Source organism: Desmonostoc muscorum LEGE 12446, from assembly GCF_015207005.2.
GTDB lineage: Bacteria > Cyanobacteriota > Cyanobacteriia > Cyanobacteriales > Nostocaceae > Nostoc > Nostoc muscorum.
Genome location: NZ_JADEXS020000001.1, coordinates 8,406,571 through 8,429,396 on the forward strand (window position 1 = coordinate 8,406,571; position 22,826 = coordinate 8,429,396).

The window sequence follows — 22,826 nt, forward strand, 5'->3', positions numbered from 1 at the left end:
TTGTTAATCTGGCTATGTTATGTGTAAGAGCCAAGGTTCTCGCTTAGAAATAAGCTACATCCTCCTCTAAGTGTGATGTGGACACAAGTCAGAATAAACTGTATTGGTTTCAGTTTAACTTCAGTGCTTTTATATTTTTTTATACTTTAGGAAGATTTTTTCAGAGAATTTTCAGATTAAACGATGTCCATTTTGAACACTGGAGCTTTTTCAACAGCCAGTTGAGATATGTAGCCTTTGGCCTGCATAATACTGACTTGCGTTGTATACAGGGATTTTCCGCTACCACTCTCTAAGTCGAAATAAGTAGCAAATCGTCGTAGTTTCCCCGCCGTCAATTGCAATAAATAATCAAATGCTTCCGCAGCAACTCGCTGGTTAATGCTCAAGGACTGGCTATTGAGCAAGGCCATTTGTTCACAGGACAAGTTGTTGTCTGCCAACTCTTCTGGTTGTGAAACCAGTAGATCGGGTTGCTGTATAGTTGGCGCAGGTAAGCGAAAGCAGCCTAAAGCCTCGAAATCATAGTCATTGGGGTTAGTAGACAGATGAGAACCTAATAGTACCTGACCATTACGCTTGGAGTTACCGCAATCCAAATGCCAAATGTGAGGCGCAGCGCGATGAGTGTTGTGCTGAAGTACTTGGCTAATTGACTCTCTGGCTTTGGCATTATCTACGCAAGCCGTGACAACAATCAGGGTATTGTAACTGGGGACAATCCATTCGGGTTGGAAAGGTTGAGCGATCGCTGTAACTTCCATCTTCCAAGCCAGGGAGTAGCGCAGCGCCAATGTTTTGGCTTTGTTGAATCCGATTTCTGCATCACAGAAGCACTGGCGTAAAACATTAGCTGACTCAACACGATCCGGGTCAACAAAGTAGAGTTTCACCTGTTTACCTTGCTGAGAAAGAACTCTGCCTAACCGAACCAAAGAAGGAGCCAACCAAGAACCAGTACCGCCGCACCCAACTAGCCACAGTTCTATCTTCGAGTAGTTGACAGTCACGACAGGAGAAGCATTTGCCAAATCAAGATTTAGCTCCATAGTACAGTTGGTTAAATTGATACAGTTATCGGTGAGGGAACAGGCATTTGCTAAAGTGAAATTCACCTCCATAGCTTTTCCATCACGTTAATAGGCGGTACATCGGTACTGTAAAATTTGCAGCCAGATAAAAGTGAGACATCAACCATAAAAAAGTCTCGGTCGATGTCAAACACTGCTCTAGCAGGTACATCCCAACAGTGGCGAAACAGTCCAACCCGTAATTTAATCTCTGGTTTCAGGGTATTAACTCTACCCAGTACTCCATAGATGCGAAAGCCAGATTCGTCAGCATTATCAGTGGTAGAGAAAAAGGCAGGTAAGGAACCGTGAGAATGAATATCTACAGCCGCTTTCTGGTAGGAAGAATCACTGCCATAATGAGTTGGTTGGCAGCTAGTTGGAGTTTGAATTTGCTCTGGGACTTGTAAATCCCAGTCTGCATCAGTACAGTGGAGGTGAAAGAGAATTTCATGAAATTGATTGCCAGCTTGATAACTCGACCGCCACATTTCCAGTAGCAGCGGTTTGGGAATTAAGGGAGTGACTTTGAGATAAGGTGTTAGGTAAGGTAGCCCTTTGATAGTTTGGTAACACAAGCAAATAGGCATTAATACCTCTATGCCAGGACGAATGGCTCTAGCAAAGATGCCATTTCCGGCATAAAGGTACTCTAGTCCACTGCTGGTGTGTGTTGGCAGAGATGAAGTTGTGATAATTTTGTAACCAATAATACCTTCAAGCAATGGGTTCATCGAGGATTTCCTGCACAAGCATAGCGACACTTTTTTGATTGCCGATAGGCACAAGGTCAGATACAGGATAGGTTGCACGTCTACATCTTTTGTGCAGTTTTAGAAGTTGGTGGCGAACATCCTTGCGGTATTTTTGTGATTTACTTATTGTTAAATGGTTGGTGAAAATACTGGAAATAAACAAATTCCAAGCATGGTTAATTGATAGACCATTAGCAGCAGGTGGTTCGTTCACTCCCCAACACACCTGTCCAGAACTGTAGACATTGGGTAGTGGCACATGAAAGGCTAGTGCTTGAGGAGTAAACTCCTGTTCTTGAATTGCCCAAACCCAATACTTTAATCCCTTGCCCACAAACACCATTGCAGGTAGCGGAACGGTTAAAGATCCAAGTTCATCGCAATTGATTGTATGAGTAGCTGGTGGGATAAATTTTACCAAATATGTGTCTGTACTGCCCGTACCCCAGCGCACAATTCCTGGTTCCATCCAACCAGTATCAATTGGTTCATTGCTGAAAGCAATTCTCAGGGCTGCGGGTGAGATACATTTGTAGATATGAGCATCGGCAATTTCTTTGTCTCGGTGATGGAAGATGTAAATGCCATCCAAAAACAGCAATTCTGCTTGAATTACTGGAGATTTTCGGGGAGGGTCTGCCAAAATTGCTCGTAGAATTTCGCTGGATAGAATTGGTGTCGATGTAACGTCGATTAACGTGGTTTCAATGCTTGTTTCCATAATTTTAGTAGGATTTGAGCATGAGGTTTTAAGTCTGCTTCTAGCCAATCAATTAAGTTGGCTGCACAGTTCAGCATTCGGTCGGCTTGCTGCCATTTCCTGGTAAGCAAATCAATAGATGCTTTTGACCAAGGTAAAGAGGTGCAGCCAGGTTGGTAGTAATAATCGTCTGCGTACTCGTCCAACCAAAGGTTTTTAGTTTCATGGTCTAGCAGCTTTAAAGTTAAAGGCAGGAACTTTAAAGGATTATCTAAGTGATGACACTGGCGTTTCAGTTTTTTGTGGTCAATTTTGTCTGGGTGGTCGATGTCAGTGTAGGTAATTTCATAAATTGCAAATTCACTATCAAACCAATCGCTACCTTCTGGGTGTATGTCATCGAGCCAACGGCGACTGTCATGGCTAAAAGCTAAAAGTAGTTGCCAACCATCTTTGAGATGTTCAATTTCTCCATCCATTGTCCAGTCAATACCCATTGGGGTAATAGGAATGCTATGCAATCTTTGTTCGTAGGCTGTTTCTACAGTCCAGTGAGATAACGGAAATAGATGAGTGTAAATCAGTACAATGAATTCTAGTTCTCTGGGACTATGGCAATTTACATCTGTAGGTGGGTAAATAGTGGCTTGGCTGGCTTTCCATTCGGTAGGGAAGTATTGCTGATACAGTGCTAGTAAGGAGTAAATGTTGAGTTGGGTTTCCAGATAATCGAGTGATTCTGTAGCATCTAAGGTAAATTGGCACTGATAAAGACTATAGATTGCCTCTGCCATACTGAGGGGTACGAGGTGAGACATATTTTGTACAACTCGTTATTATGTGAATTGAAGAACAAAGAGACAGAGGTAGGTGTGGGGTCTACTTTAGTCAAAATGCAAACTGCTGTAATTTGGACAATAATTTACCCCTCAAGTCAATTTCCAACTCCTTTTATCAGCACTCAAAAACCTTCAGGGATAACGCTAGATATGGGAGTGCAGGCTGTTAGGGATTTTAGGGTTTGGTTGAGTGACTGAGAAAATTCTGTCCCAGCTGCGATCGCCTCTTCAATTTGGACTGATAGCTGTCCTGCATTTTGCCAGTCAATTCCAGTGATGACCTGACGTTGACGCATTTGGTAGCACATTTGGACTGCGGGGTTGATTTGTTCAGGAGCGACTATCAGGCAATCTAGAGAAGAAGTACCTTTTTTACCGGGCTTCTTGATGATGTGAATGGGTTCTCCTGGTTTCCGCTCAATGTCTGCGTTTGCCAGTTCAGCGCAAAGAGGAAGGCATCGCGTAGTAATTGGTCGTCAAAGGCGATCGCTTCTGGAATCCAGTGTTGTTGACCTTCGTAGATAACAAGTAATTTGTTGGTATTTGTAGTAGTCATGGCATTTAAAACAGTGAAATTTGCGTAGTATTACTGACTGGTTTAGTAGTATCTGAGCTAGTAGTTTGATTGCGAATTGGAGTCTGGGCAGTGGGCGGTTTATTGGTTTTGACAGCTTTAGTCTGGGTTATATTCCGGCGAATTTGGCGATTAGGAAAATCGGCTTTCAGTTCGTCCAGTAGTTGAACAATTGCAGGTGGAAAATCACCGAGTTCTTCTTGTTTGAGCATAGTAACTACAGGGAAATCACCGTGACTGCTGGCAGCAATCATTACAGGTCTATCTCCTGTTTGTTGTGTAGGTAGTAAAGTGATGACAATTTGAACTTTGCATTGCTCAAAAATAAATGGTTCTAGTTGATTTACCTTGTTGGTAGCAGATGTTTCTATGTCATCGTCATCTAACTGATGAGAGTCGATTTCATCTTCGGCGTAGCTATTCTCATCATTTACTGGTTCTAAAAGTTGCAAGAAGTTAGGTTTACCTGCACGCAAGCGTTCCCTGTCAAATAGCAATCCTAAAGCTTGGAATTGTTCTTCAGCAGTGGTTTTTCCCTGTTGTTCTGAAATGTAAGATTTTAAGGTTTCAGATGTAACAGTGAGGTTGGCTTTGACAATGGCCTGTTCTGGTGTTAGCCATTTTGTAGTCATAGCTTTTTTGGCCTTGTTAAGTGGTGTGCAAGCGGTTGTGGCGGTAGCCAGAAGTAGAAACTGTTTTTGAGAGTAGGTACTGCTAGACTAAAACATATTCCCTTTGCTTTTCTCGACTGAGCCATGTCTACGGTAATTACCCAATCCCTGACTCTGGAGGAGTTTCTCAAGCTACCAGAAACAAAGCCTGCAAGCGTTTACATTAATGGTGAGATTATTCAAAAACCAATGCCAAAAGGGAAGCATAGCCGATTACAGTTAAGGCTGTGCAACAGTATCAACGATGTTGCCGAAAGCCTTCATATTGCTTATGCCTTTCCAGAACTGCGCTGTAGTTTTGGTATCCGTTCAATAGTACCTGATGTAGCGGTTTTCAACTGGTCGCGTATTCCCTTTGCTGCTGATGGGGAAGCACCCAACGATTTTCTGCTTCCTCCAGACTGGACAATTGAAATTCTTTCTCCCGAACAAAGTTCAAATCGAGTCACAGGCAATATTCTCTATTGTTTAGATCATGGTTGCCAATTAGGTTGGTTAATAGACCCAGAAGATCGTTCTATTTTGGTCTTCCGTCCAAATCAACAACCAGAACTTTTGCAGGGTGATGAGCGTTTGCCAGTGTTAGCCGGGATAGACTTGGAGTTAACTGTTGCGACTGTGTTTGGTTGGCTAAAAATGAGCAGTTAGAGAAACAGATGAAACACTATTTATTTTAGGAAGTAGGCTGAATTCAGTTACCTTTCAACATACTTGGTTTTTATAGGTTTAATTCCTCCCTGTCTGCCCGTCTTGATAGTAGACATAAGGAATGGAATATCTAACGCCTGCAACCCCCGGATTACAAGAGTAGAAGCACTGTTTACAGAATAAGTATTATATACTACTTTTTACTACGTAAGCTTGATTAGCGTAGGCGTAGCATACACTTCGACAAGCTCTGTTACCACCGCAGGGATCGCTCTTTGGGAAAAACTTTTTGGTTTGCTGATACTGTAGATTGTGTGATAATCTAAACATTCAAAAGAAGTATTTTCCCTGTTACAAATTGTTGAGGATTAACTATGGACCCTATCTCTTTGATTATTGCTGCTTTAGGTGCTGGTGCGATCGCTGCTGCTAAGGATACCGCAGGAACAGCCGTTAAAGATGCCTATCAGGGTTTGAAAACGTTGATTAAGAAGAAGTTTGCAGAGCAAGGAAAAGCGGATTCATCAACAATTTTAGATAAATTTGAACAGAAACCAGAAAAGACGAAAGCTCTTTTGGAAGATGAGTTAGTAGAATCAGGGCTTGATAAACTTGATAAGGATGAGGAAATTATTAGGATAGCGCAGGAGTTACTGAAACAGGAAAAACCTGAAGAGTTTAAAGCAGGTAAATTTAATATTACGGGTGGTGTTAAAGGAATAGTAGCAGAGCATATTAGTGGTGGAAAAATTGACCAAATTATTAGTTAATTACCAAAACATTTTTAGTGTAGAAAACCTTTAATATGAGCGATAATACTTCAAGTTATTACGCGGAAATTGGCGGTGATTTCAAAGGTATCCAAGGGGATATTAGTGGCGGAACCATCAATCAGTATATCGTTACGCAAAAATCTGGGGTTGAAATTAGAAGTCAACCCTTAATTCCTGGATCTCCTTATGTGGGATTAACAAAATTTAAAGGGAAAGATAAGGATAAATTTTTTGGCAGAGACGGTCAAATTCTTAGTTTGAGTAACTATTTAGAACAAAATAAGTTACTACTATTAATGGGCGTATCTGGTAGTGGTAAATCATCCTTAATTTTGGCTGGATTAATCCCACATTTTGAGGATAAATGGGGGACTTCTAAATTTTCTCATCTGATATTTGATCCAACAGAAGACCCGTTTAAATCTCTTGATCGAAACATTCCTAATGAATATCGCCATATTGTTGGTGATTTGACATCAGAATCAACTGAAGATATTTTAGTTCGATTAGTCGATGGTATTAATCAAGATTATGAAGAGCAACTTATTTTTATTGATCAATTTGAAGAGCTTTTTACACTAACTCCTCCAGACAAGCAAGAATTATTTATCAAGTGTTTGTTGCGGCTAATTGAACAGAAAAATTCTTCAATTCATTTAGTGATGACAATGCGTTCCGATTTTTTGGGAAGCTTAAGTCCTTATCCAGAATTAGCGACTGCTTTAGAAAAGCATATTCGCATTATTAAAGATATGACGCGAAATGAATTGCGTTTGGCCATTGCTGAACCTGCGGCCAGGAATCATGTCATTTTTGAAGGGAATTTAGTTGAAATAATTATTGATGATTTTTTGGGGCAAGCTGGTTCTTTGCCTCTGTTGCAATATACTCTAGATTTACTCTGGCAAAGGGATAAAGAATTAGATGGTTTAACTGATCAAGTTTTGAATCTTAGTACCTATCAAGATAAAGACTTTGGTGGTGTTGGAGGTGCATTGCAAAAACAAGCAAACATAATTTACAAGAAGTTAAATCCAGATGAACAAAAAGTTGCTCAGAAAATTTTTCTAGAGTTGGTGGATATTGTTGATGAAAAACGAGTCAGCAAACCTGTTCAATTAAAAACATTTCAGGATGGAGGAGTTCAAGAAAAGGTAGTTAATATTCTTATTGAGAAGCGTTTGCTAGTTCGGGGAACAGATGAAAGCGATAAAAGACCAATAGTTCAAGTTGCCCATGAGGAATTATTGAGATCCTGGGATATATTAGATGCTTTATTTAAGGAGAAAGAGGACATTCTTCTGCTTCGGCGGCGTTTAGTAACAGATGCAAAGGAGTGGGATGAACTACGCAAGCAAGATCCACTAAAAGCCATTAATGCATTAATTTTGAATGTTCCTAAGTTAACAAAAATTATAAACCTTGCAAAAGAGCAATCGCTTCCTAATTTGGATGCTCTAACGACAGAATTTATTAAGGCTAGTATTAAATATCAGAATCAAGTCCAAGCAATTGAAGCAGAAAGAAAGCAGCGCGAAGTTAGCACCGAACTTAGTTTAGCAAATTCTCTCGGTCGTTATTCGTTGTCTCTATTTGATACACATCACGAATTAGAAGCTTTTGTTGAAGCAATTAAGGCAGGAAAAATTTTACAGAAACACAAGGCAACTGACGGAAAAGTAATAGATGCCTTGCATAAAGTTCTTGTTAAGGGAAGTGAACGTAACCGCTTGGAAGGGCATGATAGCATCAATAGCATTAGTTTTAGTCCCGATGGCAAGACTTTGGCTTCCGGTAGTGCAGACAAGACAATCAAACTTTGGAATGTAGAGACAGGAGAAGAAATTCGCACCATCAAGACGCATTATACCTCTGCCAATAGCATTAGTTTTAGCCCCGATGGCAAGACTTTGGCTTCTGGTGGTGAGGACAAAACGATCAAATTCTGGAATGTAGAGACAGGAGAGGAAATCCGCACCCTCGATGGGCATAATTACGATGTCAACAGCGTGAGTTTTAGCCCCGATGGCAAGACTTTGGCTTCTGGTAGTGGAGACAAGACGATCAAACTCTGGAATGTAGAGACAGGAGAGGAAATCCACACCCTTCAGGGGAATAATGACGATATCAACTTCATCTATAGCATCAGTACCTATAGCTTTAGTTTTAGCCCCGACGGCAAGACTTTGGCTTCCGGTAGTACAGACACAACGATCAAATTTTGGAATGTAGAGACAGGAAAGGAAATCCGCAGCATCGAGGGGCATTATGGCTCTGTCAATAGCATTAGTTTTAGCCCCGACGGCAAGACTTTGGCTTCCGGTAGTAAGGACAAAACGATCAAATTCTGGAATGTAGAGACAGGAGAGGAAATCCGCACCCTCGATGGGCATAATTACGATGTCAATAGCGTCAGTTTTAGCCCTGACGGCAAGATTTTGGCTTCCGGTAGTGGAGACAAGACGATCAAACTCTGGAATGTAGAGACAGGAAAGGAAATCCGCACCATTGAGGGGCATCAATTCCATGTCAATAGCGTCAGTTTTAGCCCCGATGGCAAGACTTTGGCTTCTGGTAGTTCGGACAAGACAATCAGACTTTGGAATGTAACAGGGCATTATGGCTCTGTCAATAGCATCAGTTTTAGCCCCGATGGGCAGATTTTAGCTTCCGGTAGTTATGACACGACGATCAAACTCTGGAATGTAGATACAAGAGAGGAAATCTATGAACTCCTGGGGCATAATGGCTATATCACAAGTGTAAGTTTTAGCCCCGATGGGCAGATTTTAGCTTCCGGTAGTTATGACACGACGATCAAACTCTGGAATGTAGATACAAGAGAGGAAATCTATGAACTCCTGGGGCATAATGGCTATATCACGAGCATCAGTTTTAGCCCTGACGGCAAGACTTTAGCAACTAGCGCTCAAGACATGACGATAAAACTCTGGAATGTAGAGACAGCCAAGGAAATCCGCTCCTTGCGGGTGCGTGAAAGACCTGTCATTAGCGTCAATTTTAGCCCAGACGGTAAGACTTTGGCCTCTGGAAATCATGAAGGCACGATCAAACTGTGGAATGTAGAGACGGGAGAGGAAAACAGCACCCTTAAGGGGCATTATCAATGTGTCAGGAGCGTCAGTTTTAGCCCAGACGGCAAGACTTTGGCTTCTGGTAGTGATGACAAGACGATCAAACTGTGGAATGTAGAGACAGGAGCGAACATCTGCATCCTCCAGGGGTATCATAGCCCTGTTAGAAGCATCAGTTTTAGCCCGGACAGCAAGATTTTAGCTTCCGGTGGTGATGACAGGTGGATCAAACTGTGGAATGTAGAAACAGGAGAGGAAATCCGCATCCTCCGGGGCCATAATAACTCTGTCAATAGCGTTAGTTTTAGCCCTGACGGCAAGACCTTGGCTTCTGGTAGTGCAGACAACACGATTAAACTCTGGGATTTAGACTTAGACTCTTTAATGGAGCGCAGTTGTGATTGGTTACGCGGTTATTTACAGAATAATCCTAATGTCAGCGAAAGCGACAGGCACTTATGCGACGGCATTGGTACTCAAAAGTAAAGTAGTAGTGGTGGCAGAACCTAGCGAAGTGTTCACCAAGAGGAGATAGGCTGAAACCCATTACTGATGAGAATCCCTAGCTGTTTAATTGGTATGTCAGAGCTTGAGCCTCAAGCACAGTCAAAAGTTCCTGATGTTGATTGACCAAGAATTGTATTGTGGTAACTGGATCATGGACGACGTTTTTGTTGGCAATGGATTTATCACACGGTTTTCGCACTCAAACGGATGTTGGCCTTTTTATCTCAAGCAATTGAACGTAAATATCAAGTAGTCGAAAGCATTTATATTGCATCGGGTTGGTATTGATAATTTATCGATTAGCCAATCAGAAGGCATCTTAATGCATACTATATCTGCTGGTTAGTGAATTACGTATTTAGAAGTAGCAAAAGCTACTATTTTTTTAGTGATCGCTCTTCGGAGAAAACTTTTTGGTTGACGTATAAGCAGCAGCCAACAAAACAGTAAAATTCCTGCTGTTGGCTGATAAATTAGTTAAAGCTATTGTTAAGTTAAAAGAGAGTCTTTGAAGTCATGAATTGCTGTTGCTGTCAAAGCATAGATAACTCGGCGCTTACGTATGATGTGAGTGCCATCTACAGGAATACCTTTCTTCCAAGCAGCAATAATAGCTTTCTTGTCTGCTGAGTAAACAGTCTTTTCTCTGCGGTATTTTGGAGACAATTGTTCTGCATCTATCAGCACCTCACAACTTGGCGGATTTTCTTGAATTGTGATGCGAAGTGAATTACCAATCATTTGCTCAGGTAGAATTCCTGCGGCGGTTTGTTCTAAAATAGTTTCATCTAATTTTTGTCGCCAGCGTTCTAGTCTTAATAGTGCTGATTGATGTACAACTTTTAGATGTTCTAGTCGTTGCTTAATAGCCGTTATTTCAGCATCCAGTTGCAATGCTAATTCTGCTTGGATATCAACAACTTCTTCCTGAACTTCCTGAGTTTCCCAAATAGCGGTGATGATAGCAGCTTCTTCTTCAGGACTCTGGCAATTAGTTAGCTGTTCCCAGAGATGAGCAGCAGTTTGGGAAAGTCCTGCTAAGGATTGTTGAGCGAGTGCTAAATTCATGATTACCACTCCTCACAAACCTGGTAGTATTCATATTCAGCTTCAATCTGTTCTAAGATAGCTATAGTGCCTGAATCTAAATTAGTATTGAAAGATAAATTGGAAGTGACTTTTTGTGTAGGGTGAAGATTTGAAATGGGAGGAGTAACCAATTGCGCTTTAACTTTAGTGAAAATTGCTGTTAATTGTTGCATTGCTTTGGTTGTTTAACACCATCAATGTTGGCGCGATAGCGCACCTATCTGTGTTGGTATTCTCCCAAATTTTTAGGAATTAACTTAATTTCAGATTATTGTTATTTTGTCAATGTCAAGCGTTAAAACTACAAATAGATATGAAACTCATCAAAAAATCGGAAAAGCTACTCCAAGAAACAAAAATCATCGAGGAAACACAAGAACATAATTTTCAAATTGACGTTATTAATATGCAAGAACCAATGCTTGAAGAACAGCCACAAATAGGTGGAAGTAATAAGGAAGCTAACTATATTCCAGCGCATGATAATCCTATAGTCCTTTCTCTTGGTAAGACGGGATGGCAAGTTTCTGATATTTGGAAGGATATTAGATTAGATAAATTCTAGTTATTGTCTTGATGTTGTTCTTCTTGATTGCTAAAAGTTTAACAAACGTGTGGTTATGTTTACTGGGTACTATCCAATTATTCTTTATCCACCACTAGTGAGACGTTTATACACTAAAGATTCTACAAGTCAGGAGCATTTGAAAGCTTCGTTTCAAGGATGCGTTCAATTACCAAATGGAAATGGTACGGCCAAGCAAGGTGTCAGTGAAAAGCAATTTTTTCGCCATTTACTGTGTGCTTTTCTAGAGAATCTTATCTGTCAAGCGGTGGAATTTGAAATTCCTGGTTCGTCTCGACGTTACTCGGCTGATTTTATCCTTTACCATCGGTTTTCTGGGTTAGCTCTCGATATTGAGATTGATGAACCTTATGCTGGAGATACAGGTAAACCTCACCACTGCATTGATGTTGATGACGATAAAATCCGTAACCGTTTTTTCTTGGAGCGCAATTGGGGTGTGGTGAGATTTGCAGAAGTTCAGGTGGTGCGTCATCCTTGGAGTTGTTGTAAGGCGATCGCTCAAATCATCGCTCGGTTGACTGGAGATGATAGCGTATTCATATTATTGCAAAGATTGGCTGATGTTCCTTTACAAAAACAGTGGACAAAGCGTGAGGCTAGGCTGATGGCTAAGAACAATTATCGTCAGTCTTATTTACCAAAAATGGGAAAATAAAACTAGAGATAGTACCTTCAATACTCATCTTTAATAGTCATATAGTCTCCCCAGAATAGGGCTTCCGTGTACACAACACAAGTCTTTGAGAGTTGCCTCACACCGTTTTAATCCTGTACAAAGATATGTGTACACGGTAAATTATGGGTAAAGAATTGGGAGGGTATTACATCGATTTTGTCAACCTCGCGTTAACTAATCTTTTTGGTTTTTTTACACATTGTTTTTTTGATTTGCGGTGTGACTTCCATTTACGAATGCTCATGACAATTGAGCCAAAGTCCCGACTGGCAAAGGCTATTGTTTTATTCGCACTGTGCCAAATTGTATCCGCCTCAGTTGGTTCAAGTGGAGGTGTACAGCGATCGCCATATCGGTCAAATAGTTGGCGTGGTTCAGGATGATAAGCGATTTTGTGTCTAGTGAGTAAATTAGATGTACCTAGTAGATTACGAGCTAATTTGTAGCCAGAATTGTTTCTGTTTCCCTCAGATTCGCCATAAGTTAGTAAAGTGCGATCGCTCAAAGTTAAACAAATAGACAAAGGAACAGACACTCCGCTAGCGCGTAGTTGTTTAAGAGATGAGCGATTATCTCTGGTTGTAGCCTGTGTTACTGTCCCTCGTCGGCAATGCAAGGTTGAGCGAGGTGCAGTAATAGAATGTTGCAGTAACGCTGCTTGTGGGTCAATAACTTCTCCATTTTTCGCTCTTGTGAGAAGCTGCACCCACTTGCGCCAACGTTGCTCAGAAAGTTCGTAGGGAAATAAGGCTGTAGAATCAAATGCGGTTTCTAGCTCTTCCACGTTGTACTGACAGTTTGACCAATGCTCTAGGGTAATGGGGATGGTTGCACTCAATATTCCATCCACCACCCGTCTGCGAAGCATACCTGGCAGTCTCATGGAACGAGCTAAGTTGCAAATGGCTGGATCTGCGTTTTGGATAATCGTCAGTTGGCGATTGAGATACAGCCATTCAGCAGGATTCAAGAAATGGCTGCATTTAAAGTAAACGTGCAGGGATTTCCCACCTGTGTAAACTACGGCGGCAGGTTCCAAGTTGATTTCATCCTTTAGCCGAACTACAGCTTGTCGCTGCTCACTCAATGCCAAATCATCAATTTCGTAGAATAAACATTGGCATTGACTAACGTGGTGATTGCTGATTCCCTTGTCTGGTTGGTTGGGGTAAAAGCTGACTGTAGCACCAAGATATGACATTTTAAATGCCAATGCCCAACCATCAGCATAGCGTTTAGGTGTCAGTCGCCAGCAGGTGTTGCCTTGTTTGTCTCGACCTCCGTAAGTACAGCAGTAGAGTTGAAATCCTTGCTGGGTGATTTTACCGCAGAGAATGTAGTGGGAGTAGACAAATTGACCATTGCGACAGTAGTTATTCCAGTTTTCAGGTATCATTTCTGTGGGCAAGTCCCAGGAAATCCTGAGCCAAATTTTGGTTCCGGTGGTAAAGCCTATTTGTCTAAGAAATTTAATGGTTGTTTGTCTGGGATTGAAGGACATGGCAGTTACGCCTAAAGGTTCATTTCCCAGTGGCGCAATCGCGCTCTTGTTTACAAAATCTCAGTTAAAGCCTAACTTTGGTTACTAATATTAAAGTTCCCAACCTTGAGACTCTGCTATTCGACTTTGGTTGGGTTGCAGTTTGCTCAGGGTTAGCATCCCGTTACAGTCTGCTTTACCTGGAGAAACTTGTTTGGCTTGAGGTAGTTCAGCCAGTATCTTAGCTATCAAGTCCTCAACTTTCTCATTATCTTTAAAAGCGATGACTACTGTATCAAGCGATCGCAAAAGTTCTAAAGGTAATTGCTCGCTATCATCTACACTCCAATACAACGTAGGTTTGCGCTGTTTTTTGTCAATGGTTGATTCTAAGGCAATGGCAGAGAGAACTTCAATCGGGTCACTCACCAATACTGCTCTTTCTACTGTGGCATCTGTAGCAATCCAAAAACTACCTTTTTTTGTCGGTTCAGAGTTGAGAGTAATGGCGGTGAAGTTACCTGTTGGTTCTAGCTGCTTGGCAAGAGTTGGAAGATCATCGAGCGTGCGTTCCACAAATATTGCTTGACCTGTTTGACTTGCATAGAGCCAACCCTTTTCATACAATTCTGTGAGCAGAGAATTGGGTAAATTGTACTGCTGGCTTAAGTTTAGGCGTATTTGCTCCCAGTTTGTTGGTTCTCGTGTAGGCAAGGAGTTTGTTTGAGTAACTGGCGTGGTATTTTCAACAGTTTGCTCCATGAGTTTCTGGATACGTTTGTCATCCTGTTTTGAAGGCACTGCTGGTGTGAGATTTTCGACAGCTTGATCCATAAGTTTCTGGATGCGTTTGTCATCCCGCTTGGGACTGTAGTTTACACCTCGATGCTTTTGTAAACCAGGAAAGGTATATGCTTTACCCAGATGCGTACCACTAAAAGCCACACCATCAAGTTGGTAACTAATGCCTTTGACAATGCCTGTGCGAGTATAACCAACACGGACATTAATACCTTGTTGTTGCGATCGCTCTATTAACTCTGGCATAGTGGGATGGTCGTGGGTTGCTTGGTCGAGCGATCGCTGGAGTCTCACTCTAACGCTTTCCTCTCCAGTTATGGCAAGTTGCCTACGTTCACCTGTAGTTGGACTGTGCTTATCTTTTTCCCAACTTGGTTGCACCGATTGCAAATTGTATTCCTGCTCCAACTTGCGAATTACCGCTTCACTTCTGCGATCGTCCCAGCTATCAGAAACTGTAGTGCCATCTAATTGAATGCGACTGGCAGCAATATGTATGTGTTCATGAGTCCGGTCAGTATGCCGCACTACGACATATTGGTTCATATCAAAACCCATTGCTTGCAGATACTTTTGGGCGATTTCATCCCAAGTATCATCATCTAAACTCTCTTTATGGGCCAAACTCAGAGAAGCGTGATAAACAGCCCTGTTCACCTTCGGGTTTAATCTTCGAGATATACCAAATTCAGCTGCTAGTTCGCGTGGGTTTGTTCCTTCCATATTCCCACCGATTTGTCTTGCTCCATCTTTGCCAAAGAGGTAGTTTAGCAGTCCCCGAAAACTTTTACCTTTGATGTGCTTGCCAATCATGCTTCATCTTGTAAATCAGTGATTAAATCAATTTCAGCAATCTCTCGCCGCACCTGTTTCACCAAATCTCTTACCTGTGACAACAATGCTCTATCTACGACCACAGGTTCTCCCATGAGTGCTGAAGTATTGATTGCTTTAGCTATTTGATTGAGGTTGTTACCTATTTTCCCCAACTCCCAGTAAGTTTGGCCTGCTACTTTGGTGACACGCCTGGGCAATCTATTTTTCAGAGTCTTGGCACGAAACAATTCACTGATTGTGAGATTGTTTTCAGATGCCATCTGCTGTGCTTTTTCATATTCTTTTGGAGTCAATCTAATATCTATCCTTAATGAGCGCTTTTGCATTATCAGTGCATTAGTCATTGGTTTTTTCAGTTTGACAGTATTGTTACGAGTAGTCATCAACCAACTGTCTATTTTTGAGTTTGTAATGCGAAAGCAACTACAACAAATTTAGTGCGATCGCTACGCACTTCCATTACTGTGCGAGAGTGCTATAGGCGATCGCTCTCTTGCACCATCACTTCTAAAGCGTCAGTTCACTAATATAAATTGACAAAGACAAAATTATGTGTTATGTCGTATCTGGGTAGTTAGTTATGATATCAAAGTTTCCACGGTCTTTATTTTGAGAATATCAGCGTTATTTTTAACGTAAGTGTTCAAGCAGACATGATATTTTTGGTAAAACGCTGATTTATGGCTAAATATGCAGTTTTAACTCCCTTTACAATTAAGGCTCCGAGTTCATCTACCAAAGCAGAAGAATCACCAAATTGATGCGCCTCCTAACTAAAAAACCCAGATGAAATATTCGGAAGTTCTGCTATATATGACTGCCAATATTGTTCTAATTTCTCATTATTCATCGGAATTTTTTGAGCGAGTAATCAATCTTTTCTGCCTAATTCAAAAGTTTGCTCAATACATAATTCACCCTTAAATTCCACCTCTTCTGATCGCACTAGGTTCATTCCTAAACGTCTAAGCAAATTGATGGATGGTTTATTTCGCATATCAGTTATACCAACAATCTTGTTGATAGCTTCAAGCTCAAACAGTGAATCAATTAGAGCTTGAACAGCTTCTTTAGCATATCCTTTACCTTGCGCATCAGGACTCAAAGTAAAACCAATTTCCACGATTGTTGGATTTTCAGCATAAATCTGCATCCCGATGTCACCAAGGAGTAAGTTGGATTGCTTGTGTGCGATCGCAATTTGAAACCATTCGCCTGGTATCCCGATTCCTGCTGTCTGCATTTCGTTGATAAAGAGTTTTGCTTCAGCCTCAGAGAGCATTGACCAACTTTGGAATCGAGCTACTTGAGGGTCTTGGCGGTAAGCAAGAAATCGTTCCAGATCCAGATCAATAAACCGACGGAGAATCAGCCGTTCAGTTGCTTGGGGTAGAAAATTCTCTGAAAACAAGAGAATCCTTCTCCTTTTTGCTTAATTGAGATGCGCTCAACACCTGCTAGCTAACGTTCGCGCTCGCCGGACTCCTACAAATCCAGCTACTAGCTAGTATACTCCAAAGTTCCGGTGCATTCCGGTTGTTATGCATTTTCATCGCCGACCGGAACAGCAATATCGAAATGAAGCACATCTTCGCGTACCCCAAGCTTTGTGTAGAGTGCAATCGCAGGGTCATCCCCGATGTCCGCCTGGACGAAAATAACATAAGCTGCTCGCGCTACAGCGATCTTCTTTAATTCCTGGATTAATGCAGTGGCAATTCCTTCACGTCGATGCGCTGCTGCAACAGCCAAATCGTAAATATAAATTTCACTACGCTCCTGCTCAAACTTCTGGAGTTCGTAAGCGGCGATACCTCCGACTACTGATCCATTTTTTAATGCTGCAAGCGCAATGAAATAATCGCTGTTTAACAAACGCTTGAGATAGGCATTACTTGGACGAGACGAGCTATAGGTATCAACTTCATCGAAAGCCTCACCGAAGGTAATCAATAAGTCCTCCATAAGTGTCAATTTCACTATTAATGGCTGGAAACCTTTAGCTAATTTGAAGTGTGGTGATCAGATCGCAGTGCCGCGTCAACTCGATATTTTTGGAGAAGAAACTCTTCGTGCTTGTGAGGTGAAATTACTGGGTTATCTTATCGGAGATGGATGTCTATCTGCCACAAACATGGTTCAGTTTGCTAACAACAATCCTGCTATTGGGACAGATTTTGTTGAAGCGGTTTTAGGATTTAGTCCCTTTGTCAAAGTGCAAATGGACTCTCTAGAAAAAAGAGCAATTAGGTACTGCGTTTCGAGAAATTTAGAATTTACTACAGCACAAAGAAAAATTTTTGCTGAGTGTCTAGCTTCTTTCATGAAATCATCAGCTAATACTATTTGGACTCAGAAAGAGTTAGCTAAAGCAATCAATGTTACACCTGCTTTGGTGAGTCAATGGGTACAGGGTAATTGTGTTCCTAATCAAACAACTTTTGTAAAATTATGTCAAACTCTAGTTGTAGAACCAGAAGAAATTGCCCCGTATGGAATTTTAGCAATTACTAAAAACGCTAAAAATTTACTTTCTCTGTGGTTACAAGAATTAGGGCTGAATGGTAAAACATCTCATAGCAAAGTTGTTCCATCAATAGTCTTTCAATTGAAGCGAGAACAAGTAGCACTGTTTTTAAATCGTCTCTTTGCTACTGATGGATGGGCAACAGTTCTTAAAAGCGGGTAGTCACAGCTAGGATATGCAACAGTTAATGAAAAACTGGCACGACAAGTACAACATCTTCTATTGCGGTTTGGTATAATAGCTGCTTTGAAAAAACGATATGTTAAATATAAAGATCATCGTCGAATTGCTTGGCAATTGGATATTACTGATGCCAAATCTCTGAAAATTTTCATTGACGAAATTGGTATTTTTGGCAAAAAAAAAGCACTATCTTCAGTTAAAGCCCACATTCCGCACCCTAACTGTCACAAGTTCATTAGTACTTAACTAATTTTCACTAAATAGTACTTATGAACTATAACGAGGAGTAGTATTTTAAAACTTAATAAGAATAATTAGCAGTAAACCAAAAAGTTTTTCTCCAAAGAGCGATCGCGGAAATACTTATATTTTTTGATACTTATTGATACACAATTATCTAACCAGCAGACATAGTATAAATGATGATTACTTATGATTAGTTGGTCGAGAAATGGTCAGAACTAACCTGACGGAAGAGTAAATAGATTTTTAGGTACATAAAATATGAAAATTTGAACAGATGTTGTTTACTCTGTTCTTATGCTTTCTGAATATAAGGCGCAGCAAAGCTGTGAAAGAGGATTTGGATTTCTCAAAGACCCCTTATTTTTTGCAGATAGTATTTTTCTGAAATCTCCAGAAAGAATTGAAGCTATGGCTATGATAATGGGATTATGCCTATTAGTCTATACTTTAGCTCAAAGACAAATAAGAAAAGCTTTATCAGCATCGGAATCTACTATTAAAAATCAGCTTGGTAAATCTGTAAATAACCCAACTATGCGATGGATATTTCAATGTTTTCAATCCATACATTTAGTGAAAGTTGATAATGAAATATCAATATCAAATTTGACTTCAGAAAGAGAATATATTCTGAATTTTCTGCCAGAGAATTGTCACTACTATTATAAATTGTAATCAGACTATATCGAAAACTTATTTGTGATAGAGACTATTAATAAAAATTAATAGTTAGAAATTATAATGGTTTTTAATCGACATCTCATAAGCTAAATACAAATATTTTCGTAACAATCATAAGTTTTTATCTATCGAGAAAACATAAATAATTATTGCTGCTTATTGAGAATATAAATATTATTTAGGCTAGGTCAATAATCTCCCTACATAAACAATAAAGTATTCTTTTACTCTCATTCTAGAGGCAATACTCAGTAATAACCCCTTTGTGACAGTTAGGGTGCGGAATGTGGGATGTATGTTTAGTTTTGTGAAAAGCTTGAAACCAAGTATTTATAGGCTATGTAACCTGCTGTATACTTCATCACTCTTGGTTTATCTTTAATGTTGGCTTGCTTAGATACTTTCAGTATCTTTGTTTACTCGTGTTTAAGAACAATTGGCTAATATTTTGTACTACATCTTGAAGTGCAAAATGTAGGATATAAACTTTAATTATATTTAAGTATTATATACTACTTTAATCTAAGTACTTGTGACTAGTAGTCGCTCTTTGGGAAAAAACTTTTTGGTTTACTGTATATAGTTAGATTCGATCAAATTCATCACATTAGGAATTCCCAATCCTGTAAGTGGGTTCCATCCAGGACGGGCAGTAAAGCCAGGCAATTTGAAAGGAGTAACTGAGCCTTCTGATGCGATCGCCTGCAAAATCATATCTGTATTGCCTGTGGTAATAGGTCGAAAAACAATAGCTTGGTCTTGCCAAAGACTGTACAGTAGGGGGTTAACAAAACCTACTCTTGGTAAATCTTGCGATCGCCTGGCTTGGTTGAGACAAGCAATTATCGCCGCCCAAACAGGAGCCGCCAAACTCGTACCACCAGCATCATTGCGCCATTGGTTAGCAATGAGACTCAAATAAGCAGCAGTATTACCATTGTTATCAGCTCCCCAAGCCATGAGTGCAACATCAGGAAAGCCTCGTCCATAAGGGATAACCGCCGGTGCATCTCCACTACGGGGATAATAAGGTTCGAGAACTGCTTGCTGCCATTGTGGGATAGGGATATGTTCGCTGAAGCCGCCACTGCTGGCCATGCGCTCAATTTGCAGTGCTTTCTCTAAGCCAAGGGATACAGGCGCACTCCAGGCCGTTTCTTTATAAGGTTCCCAGCAATCAATCTGAGTTCCACCCACAGCTAAAACTCGTTCCTCTACTGCTGGAAAAATCCCATGCGGCCAAGGAGCATCGCAAACTCTTTGCCCATTAAATTGACGCTGGGGTAAACCATCAAACACACCCCAATCACCGCTTCCGGCTATGAAAGTAATTCCCAATGCTGCGGCTCGATCTAGTAGACCAGCAATGACTTCTGAACCGTGAACTCGATAATATTGGCGTTCTGGGGCACTCCAAGTAGTACAAGCAATGGTGGGTTGAAAATGCGTATCGCTCAGAATAGCCAACAAAAAAGTAGCCCAAGGGTCAGCAAAATACTCTGGATCTATAAAATATACGACAATGCGAGAACAACGAGCGATCGCTCCTAGCCATTGAACCACCATTGTCGTCTCCCACTGATAAAGCGGGTGAGATGCCCTAGCACCCATTGCGCCTACCTGCACGCTGTAAACTGATGGTGGTTGAATATTGAAGATATGCCAAAAACGATGCAGGTCGTCTGGGTTAGGGTAGCCGCCTAAAGCCATCACAGCTATAGTTTCACCACTGCCATTCCACTGTTCGGGAAACTGGTAAACGCGTCGAATATCGGCTGGTGTGGCTCCAAACATATCAGCAGGTAAGGGAATTTCAGACGTGCTGCTGTCATTCGTTATAGGTGACAATTGTCTTGGTATTGCCTCTGACCACTCCCTATTTGGGAGAATCTGCATTGACTGAACATAACCAGCAAGTTTTCGCGGAAGTATTGACCTTGCTTGAAAGGTGCGATGAGATTTGCGTGAGAGCAGTTTTTGGACAGCACTTTCTCCGAAAGCACTACAAAGTTGTTTGGGAGTCACACGCAAGAGCATTTGCTGTTCATCAAGGGAGGGAAAGGCTAGAGGAACCATACCATAGGCTTTAAACCAATTTTCTAATTCTTCCCGCTCCGCTTGGGGAATAGCAACTAACTTCGCTAATTGAGAGCGATCGCAGTATTTGCCATAATCAGGATGTTTAGGGTTAGACACTGCATCAGCTAACTCACGAATTACATGAGGCTGTGCAGCATCAAGAATCAAACTGAGGTACATACTGCTGTTTGGGAAGTAATTTTTTCTTGGGGATATACCCGCACAAAGCCCTTCATAGCTGCAATCTTGACAATATCTAAAGTGGCGCGACGAATCGCTTCCGGTTGGGCTACACCAGGAGATAGTAATGATGGAGCCTCAGCCAATAAACCAGACACTGTAGAATGTTTTTGCATAGCTGCAACTATTGGAGCCATCACAGGAGCAATACGCGAAGGTACAGCCGCCATCCGGTGAGAAAAACCCAGTTCCTCAGTAATTAAATCGTAATATACCTCAAGTTGTCCAGTCAGTCCACGTTCAACTCCTGGTTCAGTACGTAAATCCAAGCGGAATGGTGTGAGAGCTTCTAGTGCATAATCAGCTAATTCTTCATGGGGTGGTACACCTGACTCATGATAAATGTTATGGAGATTTGCCTCTGTCCCAGAAAGATTTTTGAGTATGGGTAGGACAACTTCAGCATTTAAACCATAGGCGCGAGGTACAGGAAAGAATCCTGCTGTTGCCATTGTAAAAGCATCGCGATCGCTTAAGTCTAATTTGCCCGATGCGTTGACTAACTGTTGTGCTTCCCACCACCAAGAAGGAGCCGCCTTATTGTTACCGTAGTAGTAACGTGCCAATGTTAAATAAGCACCATACTCACCGCGCAAGTAATCAGCGTAAGCTCGCCATAATGACTCAGCTTTGAGTTCGGGACGTGTCTTTGCAGTCAGGAAAGTATAAGCAGCGCGGTGTCCAGTTTGCAAAGCTAAAGTTACGCCAGTAGAAAGAATTGGATCTACGAACATAGCTGCATCACCAGCCGCCGCCCAACCATTGCCTATTGGCTGTTTCGCCCAGGATGACCAATCTTGAGAGCAGGCTACCCGCGCTCCATTAGGTAGGACATCATCTCTTAAAGTAGCATTTTCCACCAATCCTGCTACCTCTGGGCAAGAATGCAGCATTTCCCAAAATAATTCTTCTAAATCGACGTTCTTCAAGCGGTCTTTGAAATGTCGGGTATTAGTAACCGCCCCTACAGTCATTACATCTTTATCTACGGGAAAATACCAAATCCAACCTTTATCTACTGCCGCAATAAACACCGTAGACATATCGCGTCTACCATTAAATGTTACCTTCCACTCAGCACCAGACAAATAGCCATACACTGCAAAATTATTTAAATTAGCGTCATACTCTCTTTGTCCCCGTGTCATCAGATGAGATAAGCCAGTCGCATCCAGCACAAAGGGCGTGAAAAGCGTACCTTTGCGTCCTGTATCATCTTGCCATTTCACACCTTCGACTCGTTCCTGCCCATCCCAAAGTACCTTAGTTGCCATAGTGCCTTCACGCACATCTACACCAAAATTCCGTGACTGGTCGAGCAATAACTTGTCAAATTCGGCACGGCGGACATTAAATGCAGAAAATGGGGTGTCTTGAGTAGCTTCTCGTCCTAGTAATTCACTAAAGTCTTGTCCTGTGACATCAATAATATTACTGCATCCGTTTTTACTAGTAAGATTTCTTAATTTCAGATAATCAGCATTCCAAGGTGTGCGGTCTTGACCCCAGATAAAAGTAGCTCCTACCTTTTTGACAAAACTAGACTGTAATAAGGTTTCATATAAACCTAAATCTTTAAATACCCCATTAGCCGCAGGAATGGTTGATTCTCCAATGTGCCAGCGTGGAAAATGTTCTTTTTCTAAAAGCACTACTTTCAGTTCAGGAGCATATTTTTTGACAATACTGGCAAAAGTACTACCTGCGGGGCCACCACCCAGGACAACCGCATCTACATGTTCTGTAATCATAAATAACTCCCTAAA

General features: G+C 41.3%; 22 protein-coding genes and 2 pseudogenes. 8 read left to right on the plus strand and 16 right to left on the minus strand.

Annotated elements, in window-relative coordinates; all coding sequences use genetic code 11:
• Positions 1–176 precede the first annotated feature (176 nt).
• The 7 genes from IQ276_RS34470 to IQ276_RS34500 form a co-directional block, all read right to left on the minus strand.
• Entirely contained in the window at positions 177–1,121 is a 945-nt protein-coding gene (locus IQ276_RS34470; RefSeq protein WP_235116225.1) for a ThiF family adenylyltransferase, read from the minus strand.
• Positions 1,112–1,804, minus strand: a complete 693-nt coding sequence (locus IQ276_RS34475) for a hypothetical protein (RefSeq protein WP_235116226.1) — start codon at positions 1,802–1,804, stop codon at positions 1,112–1,114. The genes IQ276_RS34470 and IQ276_RS34475 overlap by 10 nt, the downstream gene beginning before the upstream one ends.
• On the minus strand, positions 1,788–2,546 hold the full coding sequence (locus IQ276_RS34480; RefSeq protein WP_193918760.1) for a hypothetical protein: 759 nt from the start codon (positions 2,544–2,546) through the stop codon (positions 1,788–1,790). The genes IQ276_RS34475 and IQ276_RS34480 overlap by 17 nt, the downstream gene beginning before the upstream one ends.
• Positions 2,519–3,343: a hypothetical protein gene (locus IQ276_RS34485; RefSeq protein ID WP_235116227.1), complete on the minus strand. Its 825-nt coding sequence runs from the start codon at positions 3,341–3,343 to the stop codon at positions 2,519–2,521. The genes IQ276_RS34480 and IQ276_RS34485 overlap by 28 nt, the downstream gene beginning before the upstream one ends.
• Before the next feature lie 143 nt (positions 3,344–3,486).
• Complete coding sequence (locus tag IQ276_RS34490) at positions 3,487–3,660, minus strand: hypothetical protein (protein ID WP_235116228.1); 174 nt, start codon at positions 3,658–3,660, stop codon at positions 3,487–3,489.
• 56 nt (positions 3,661–3,716) lie between these two features.
• Entirely contained in the window at positions 3,717–3,920 is a 204-nt protein-coding gene (locus IQ276_RS34495; protein WP_235116229.1) for a hypothetical protein, read from the minus strand.
• Between the two features lie 5 nt (positions 3,921–3,925).
• On the minus strand, positions 3,926–4,570 hold the full coding sequence (locus tag IQ276_RS34500; RefSeq protein ID WP_235116230.1) for a hypothetical protein: 645 nt from the start codon (positions 4,568–4,570) through the stop codon (positions 3,926–3,928).
• 123 nt (positions 4,571–4,693) lie between these two features.
• Here IQ276_RS34500 and IQ276_RS34505 point away from each other — a divergent pair, with 123 nt between their 5' ends.
• The 3 genes from IQ276_RS34505 (at position 4,694) to IQ276_RS34515 (ending at position 9,611) form a co-directional block, all read left to right on the plus strand.
• The gene (locus IQ276_RS34505; protein ID WP_193918752.1) at positions 4,694–5,257 is read left to right on the plus strand and encodes a Uma2 family endonuclease; all 564 of its coding nucleotides are present in this window, start codon (positions 4,694–4,696) and stop codon (positions 5,255–5,257) included.
• 374 nt (positions 5,258–5,631) lie between these two features.
• The gene (locus IQ276_RS34510) at positions 5,632–6,027 is read left to right on the plus strand and encodes a Het-E N-terminal domain-containing protein (protein ID WP_193918750.1); all 396 of its coding nucleotides are present in this window, start codon (positions 5,632–5,634) and stop codon (positions 6,025–6,027) included.
• Between the two features lie 35 nt (positions 6,028–6,062).
• Positions 6,063–9,611 carry an nSTAND1 domain-containing NTPase gene (locus IQ276_RS34515; protein ID WP_235116231.1) on the plus strand — a complete coding sequence of 1,183 codons (3,549 nt, stop codon included), beginning with the start codon at positions 6,063–6,065 and terminating at the stop codon, positions 9,609–9,611.
• A 510-nt stretch (positions 9,612–10,121) separates the two neighbouring features.
• On the opposite strand, the gene IQ276_RS34520 is transcribed toward IQ276_RS34515, so the two are convergent.
• Positions 10,122–10,700: a siphovirus Gp157 family protein gene (locus IQ276_RS34520; RefSeq protein ID WP_235116232.1), complete on the minus strand. Its 579-nt coding sequence runs from the start codon at positions 10,698–10,700 to the stop codon at positions 10,122–10,124.
• A gap of 2 nt (positions 10,701–10,702) precedes the next feature.
• Positions 10,703–10,894, minus strand: coding sequence for a hypothetical protein (locus tag IQ276_RS34525; protein ID WP_094343079.1), 192 nt, complete (start codon positions 10,892–10,894; stop codon positions 10,703–10,705).
• Positions 10,895–11,034: 140 nt separating this feature from the next.
• Here IQ276_RS34525 and IQ276_RS34530 point away from each other — a divergent pair, with 140 nt between their 5' ends.
• Entirely contained in the window at positions 11,035–11,286 is a 252-nt protein-coding gene (locus IQ276_RS34530) for a hypothetical protein (RefSeq protein ID WP_193919061.1), read from the plus strand.
• Between the two features lie 55 nt (positions 11,287–11,341).
• Positions 11,342–11,965 carry a hypothetical protein gene (locus IQ276_RS34535; protein ID WP_094353307.1) on the plus strand — a complete coding sequence of 208 codons (624 nt, stop codon included), beginning with the start codon at positions 11,342–11,344 and terminating at the stop codon, positions 11,963–11,965.
• Positions 11,966–12,131: 166 nt separating this feature from the next.
• Here the strand turns inward: IQ276_RS34535 and IQ276_RS34540 are convergent, their stop codons facing one another.
• The 5 genes from IQ276_RS34540 to IQ276_RS34560 form a co-directional block, all read right to left on the minus strand.
• A complete protein-coding gene (locus IQ276_RS34540) occupies positions 12,132–13,487 on the minus strand; it encodes a hypothetical protein (protein ID WP_235116233.1) in 1,356 nt (451 codons plus the stop codon).
• A 90-nt stretch (positions 13,488–13,577) separates the two neighbouring features.
• A complete protein-coding gene (locus tag IQ276_RS34545; RefSeq protein ID WP_193919065.1) occupies positions 13,578–15,080 on the minus strand; it encodes a relaxase/mobilization nuclease domain-containing protein in 1,503 nt (500 codons plus the stop codon).
• Complete coding sequence (locus IQ276_RS34550; protein WP_228043207.1) at positions 15,077–15,448, minus strand: plasmid mobilization protein; 372 nt, start codon at positions 15,446–15,448, stop codon at positions 15,077–15,079. The genes IQ276_RS34545 and IQ276_RS34550 overlap by 4 nt, the downstream gene beginning before the upstream one ends.
• A 527-nt stretch (positions 15,449–15,975) precedes the next feature.
• Positions 15,976–16,515 (minus strand): GNAT family N-acetyltransferase, encoded by a 540-nt coding sequence (locus tag IQ276_RS34555; RefSeq protein WP_228043208.1) that lies wholly within the window; start codon positions 16,513–16,515, stop codon positions 15,976–15,978.
• A 128-nt stretch (positions 16,516–16,643) separates the two neighbouring features.
• Entirely contained in the window at positions 16,644–17,069 is a 426-nt protein-coding gene (locus tag IQ276_RS34560) for an AAC(3)-I family aminoglycoside N-acetyltransferase (RefSeq protein WP_193919067.1), read from the minus strand.
• Between the two features lie 43 nt (positions 17,070–17,112).
• Between IQ276_RS34560 and IQ276_RS34565 the strand changes: the two genes are divergently transcribed.
• The 3 genes and pseudogenes from IQ276_RS34565 to IQ276_RS34575 form a co-directional block, all read left to right on the plus strand.
• Positions 17,113–17,793 (plus strand): helix-turn-helix domain-containing protein, encoded by a 681-nt coding sequence (locus IQ276_RS34565; RefSeq protein WP_235116234.1) that lies wholly within the window; start codon positions 17,113–17,115, stop codon positions 17,791–17,793.
• An 18-nt stretch (positions 17,794–17,811) separates the two neighbouring features.
• A pseudogene (locus tag IQ276_RS34570) lies at positions 17,812–18,060 on the plus strand (LAGLIDADG family homing endonuclease); the annotation flags it as partial.
• 294 nt (positions 18,061–18,354) lie between these two features.
• A pseudogene (locus IQ276_RS34575) lies at positions 18,355–18,735 on the plus strand (IS1634 family transposase); the annotation flags it as partial.
• Between the two features lie 576 nt (positions 18,736–19,311).
• On the opposite strand, the gene IQ276_RS34580 reads toward IQ276_RS34575, so the two are convergent.
• Entirely contained in the window at positions 19,312–21,000 is a 1,689-nt protein-coding gene (locus IQ276_RS34580) for a S53 family peptidase (RefSeq protein WP_193913054.1), read from the minus strand.
• Positions 20,985–22,811, minus strand: coding sequence for an NAD(P)/FAD-dependent oxidoreductase (locus tag IQ276_RS34585; protein ID WP_193913057.1), 1,827 nt, complete (start codon positions 22,809–22,811; stop codon positions 20,985–20,987). The genes IQ276_RS34580 and IQ276_RS34585 overlap by 16 nt, the downstream gene beginning before the upstream one ends.
• Positions 22,812–22,826 lie beyond the last annotated feature (15 nt).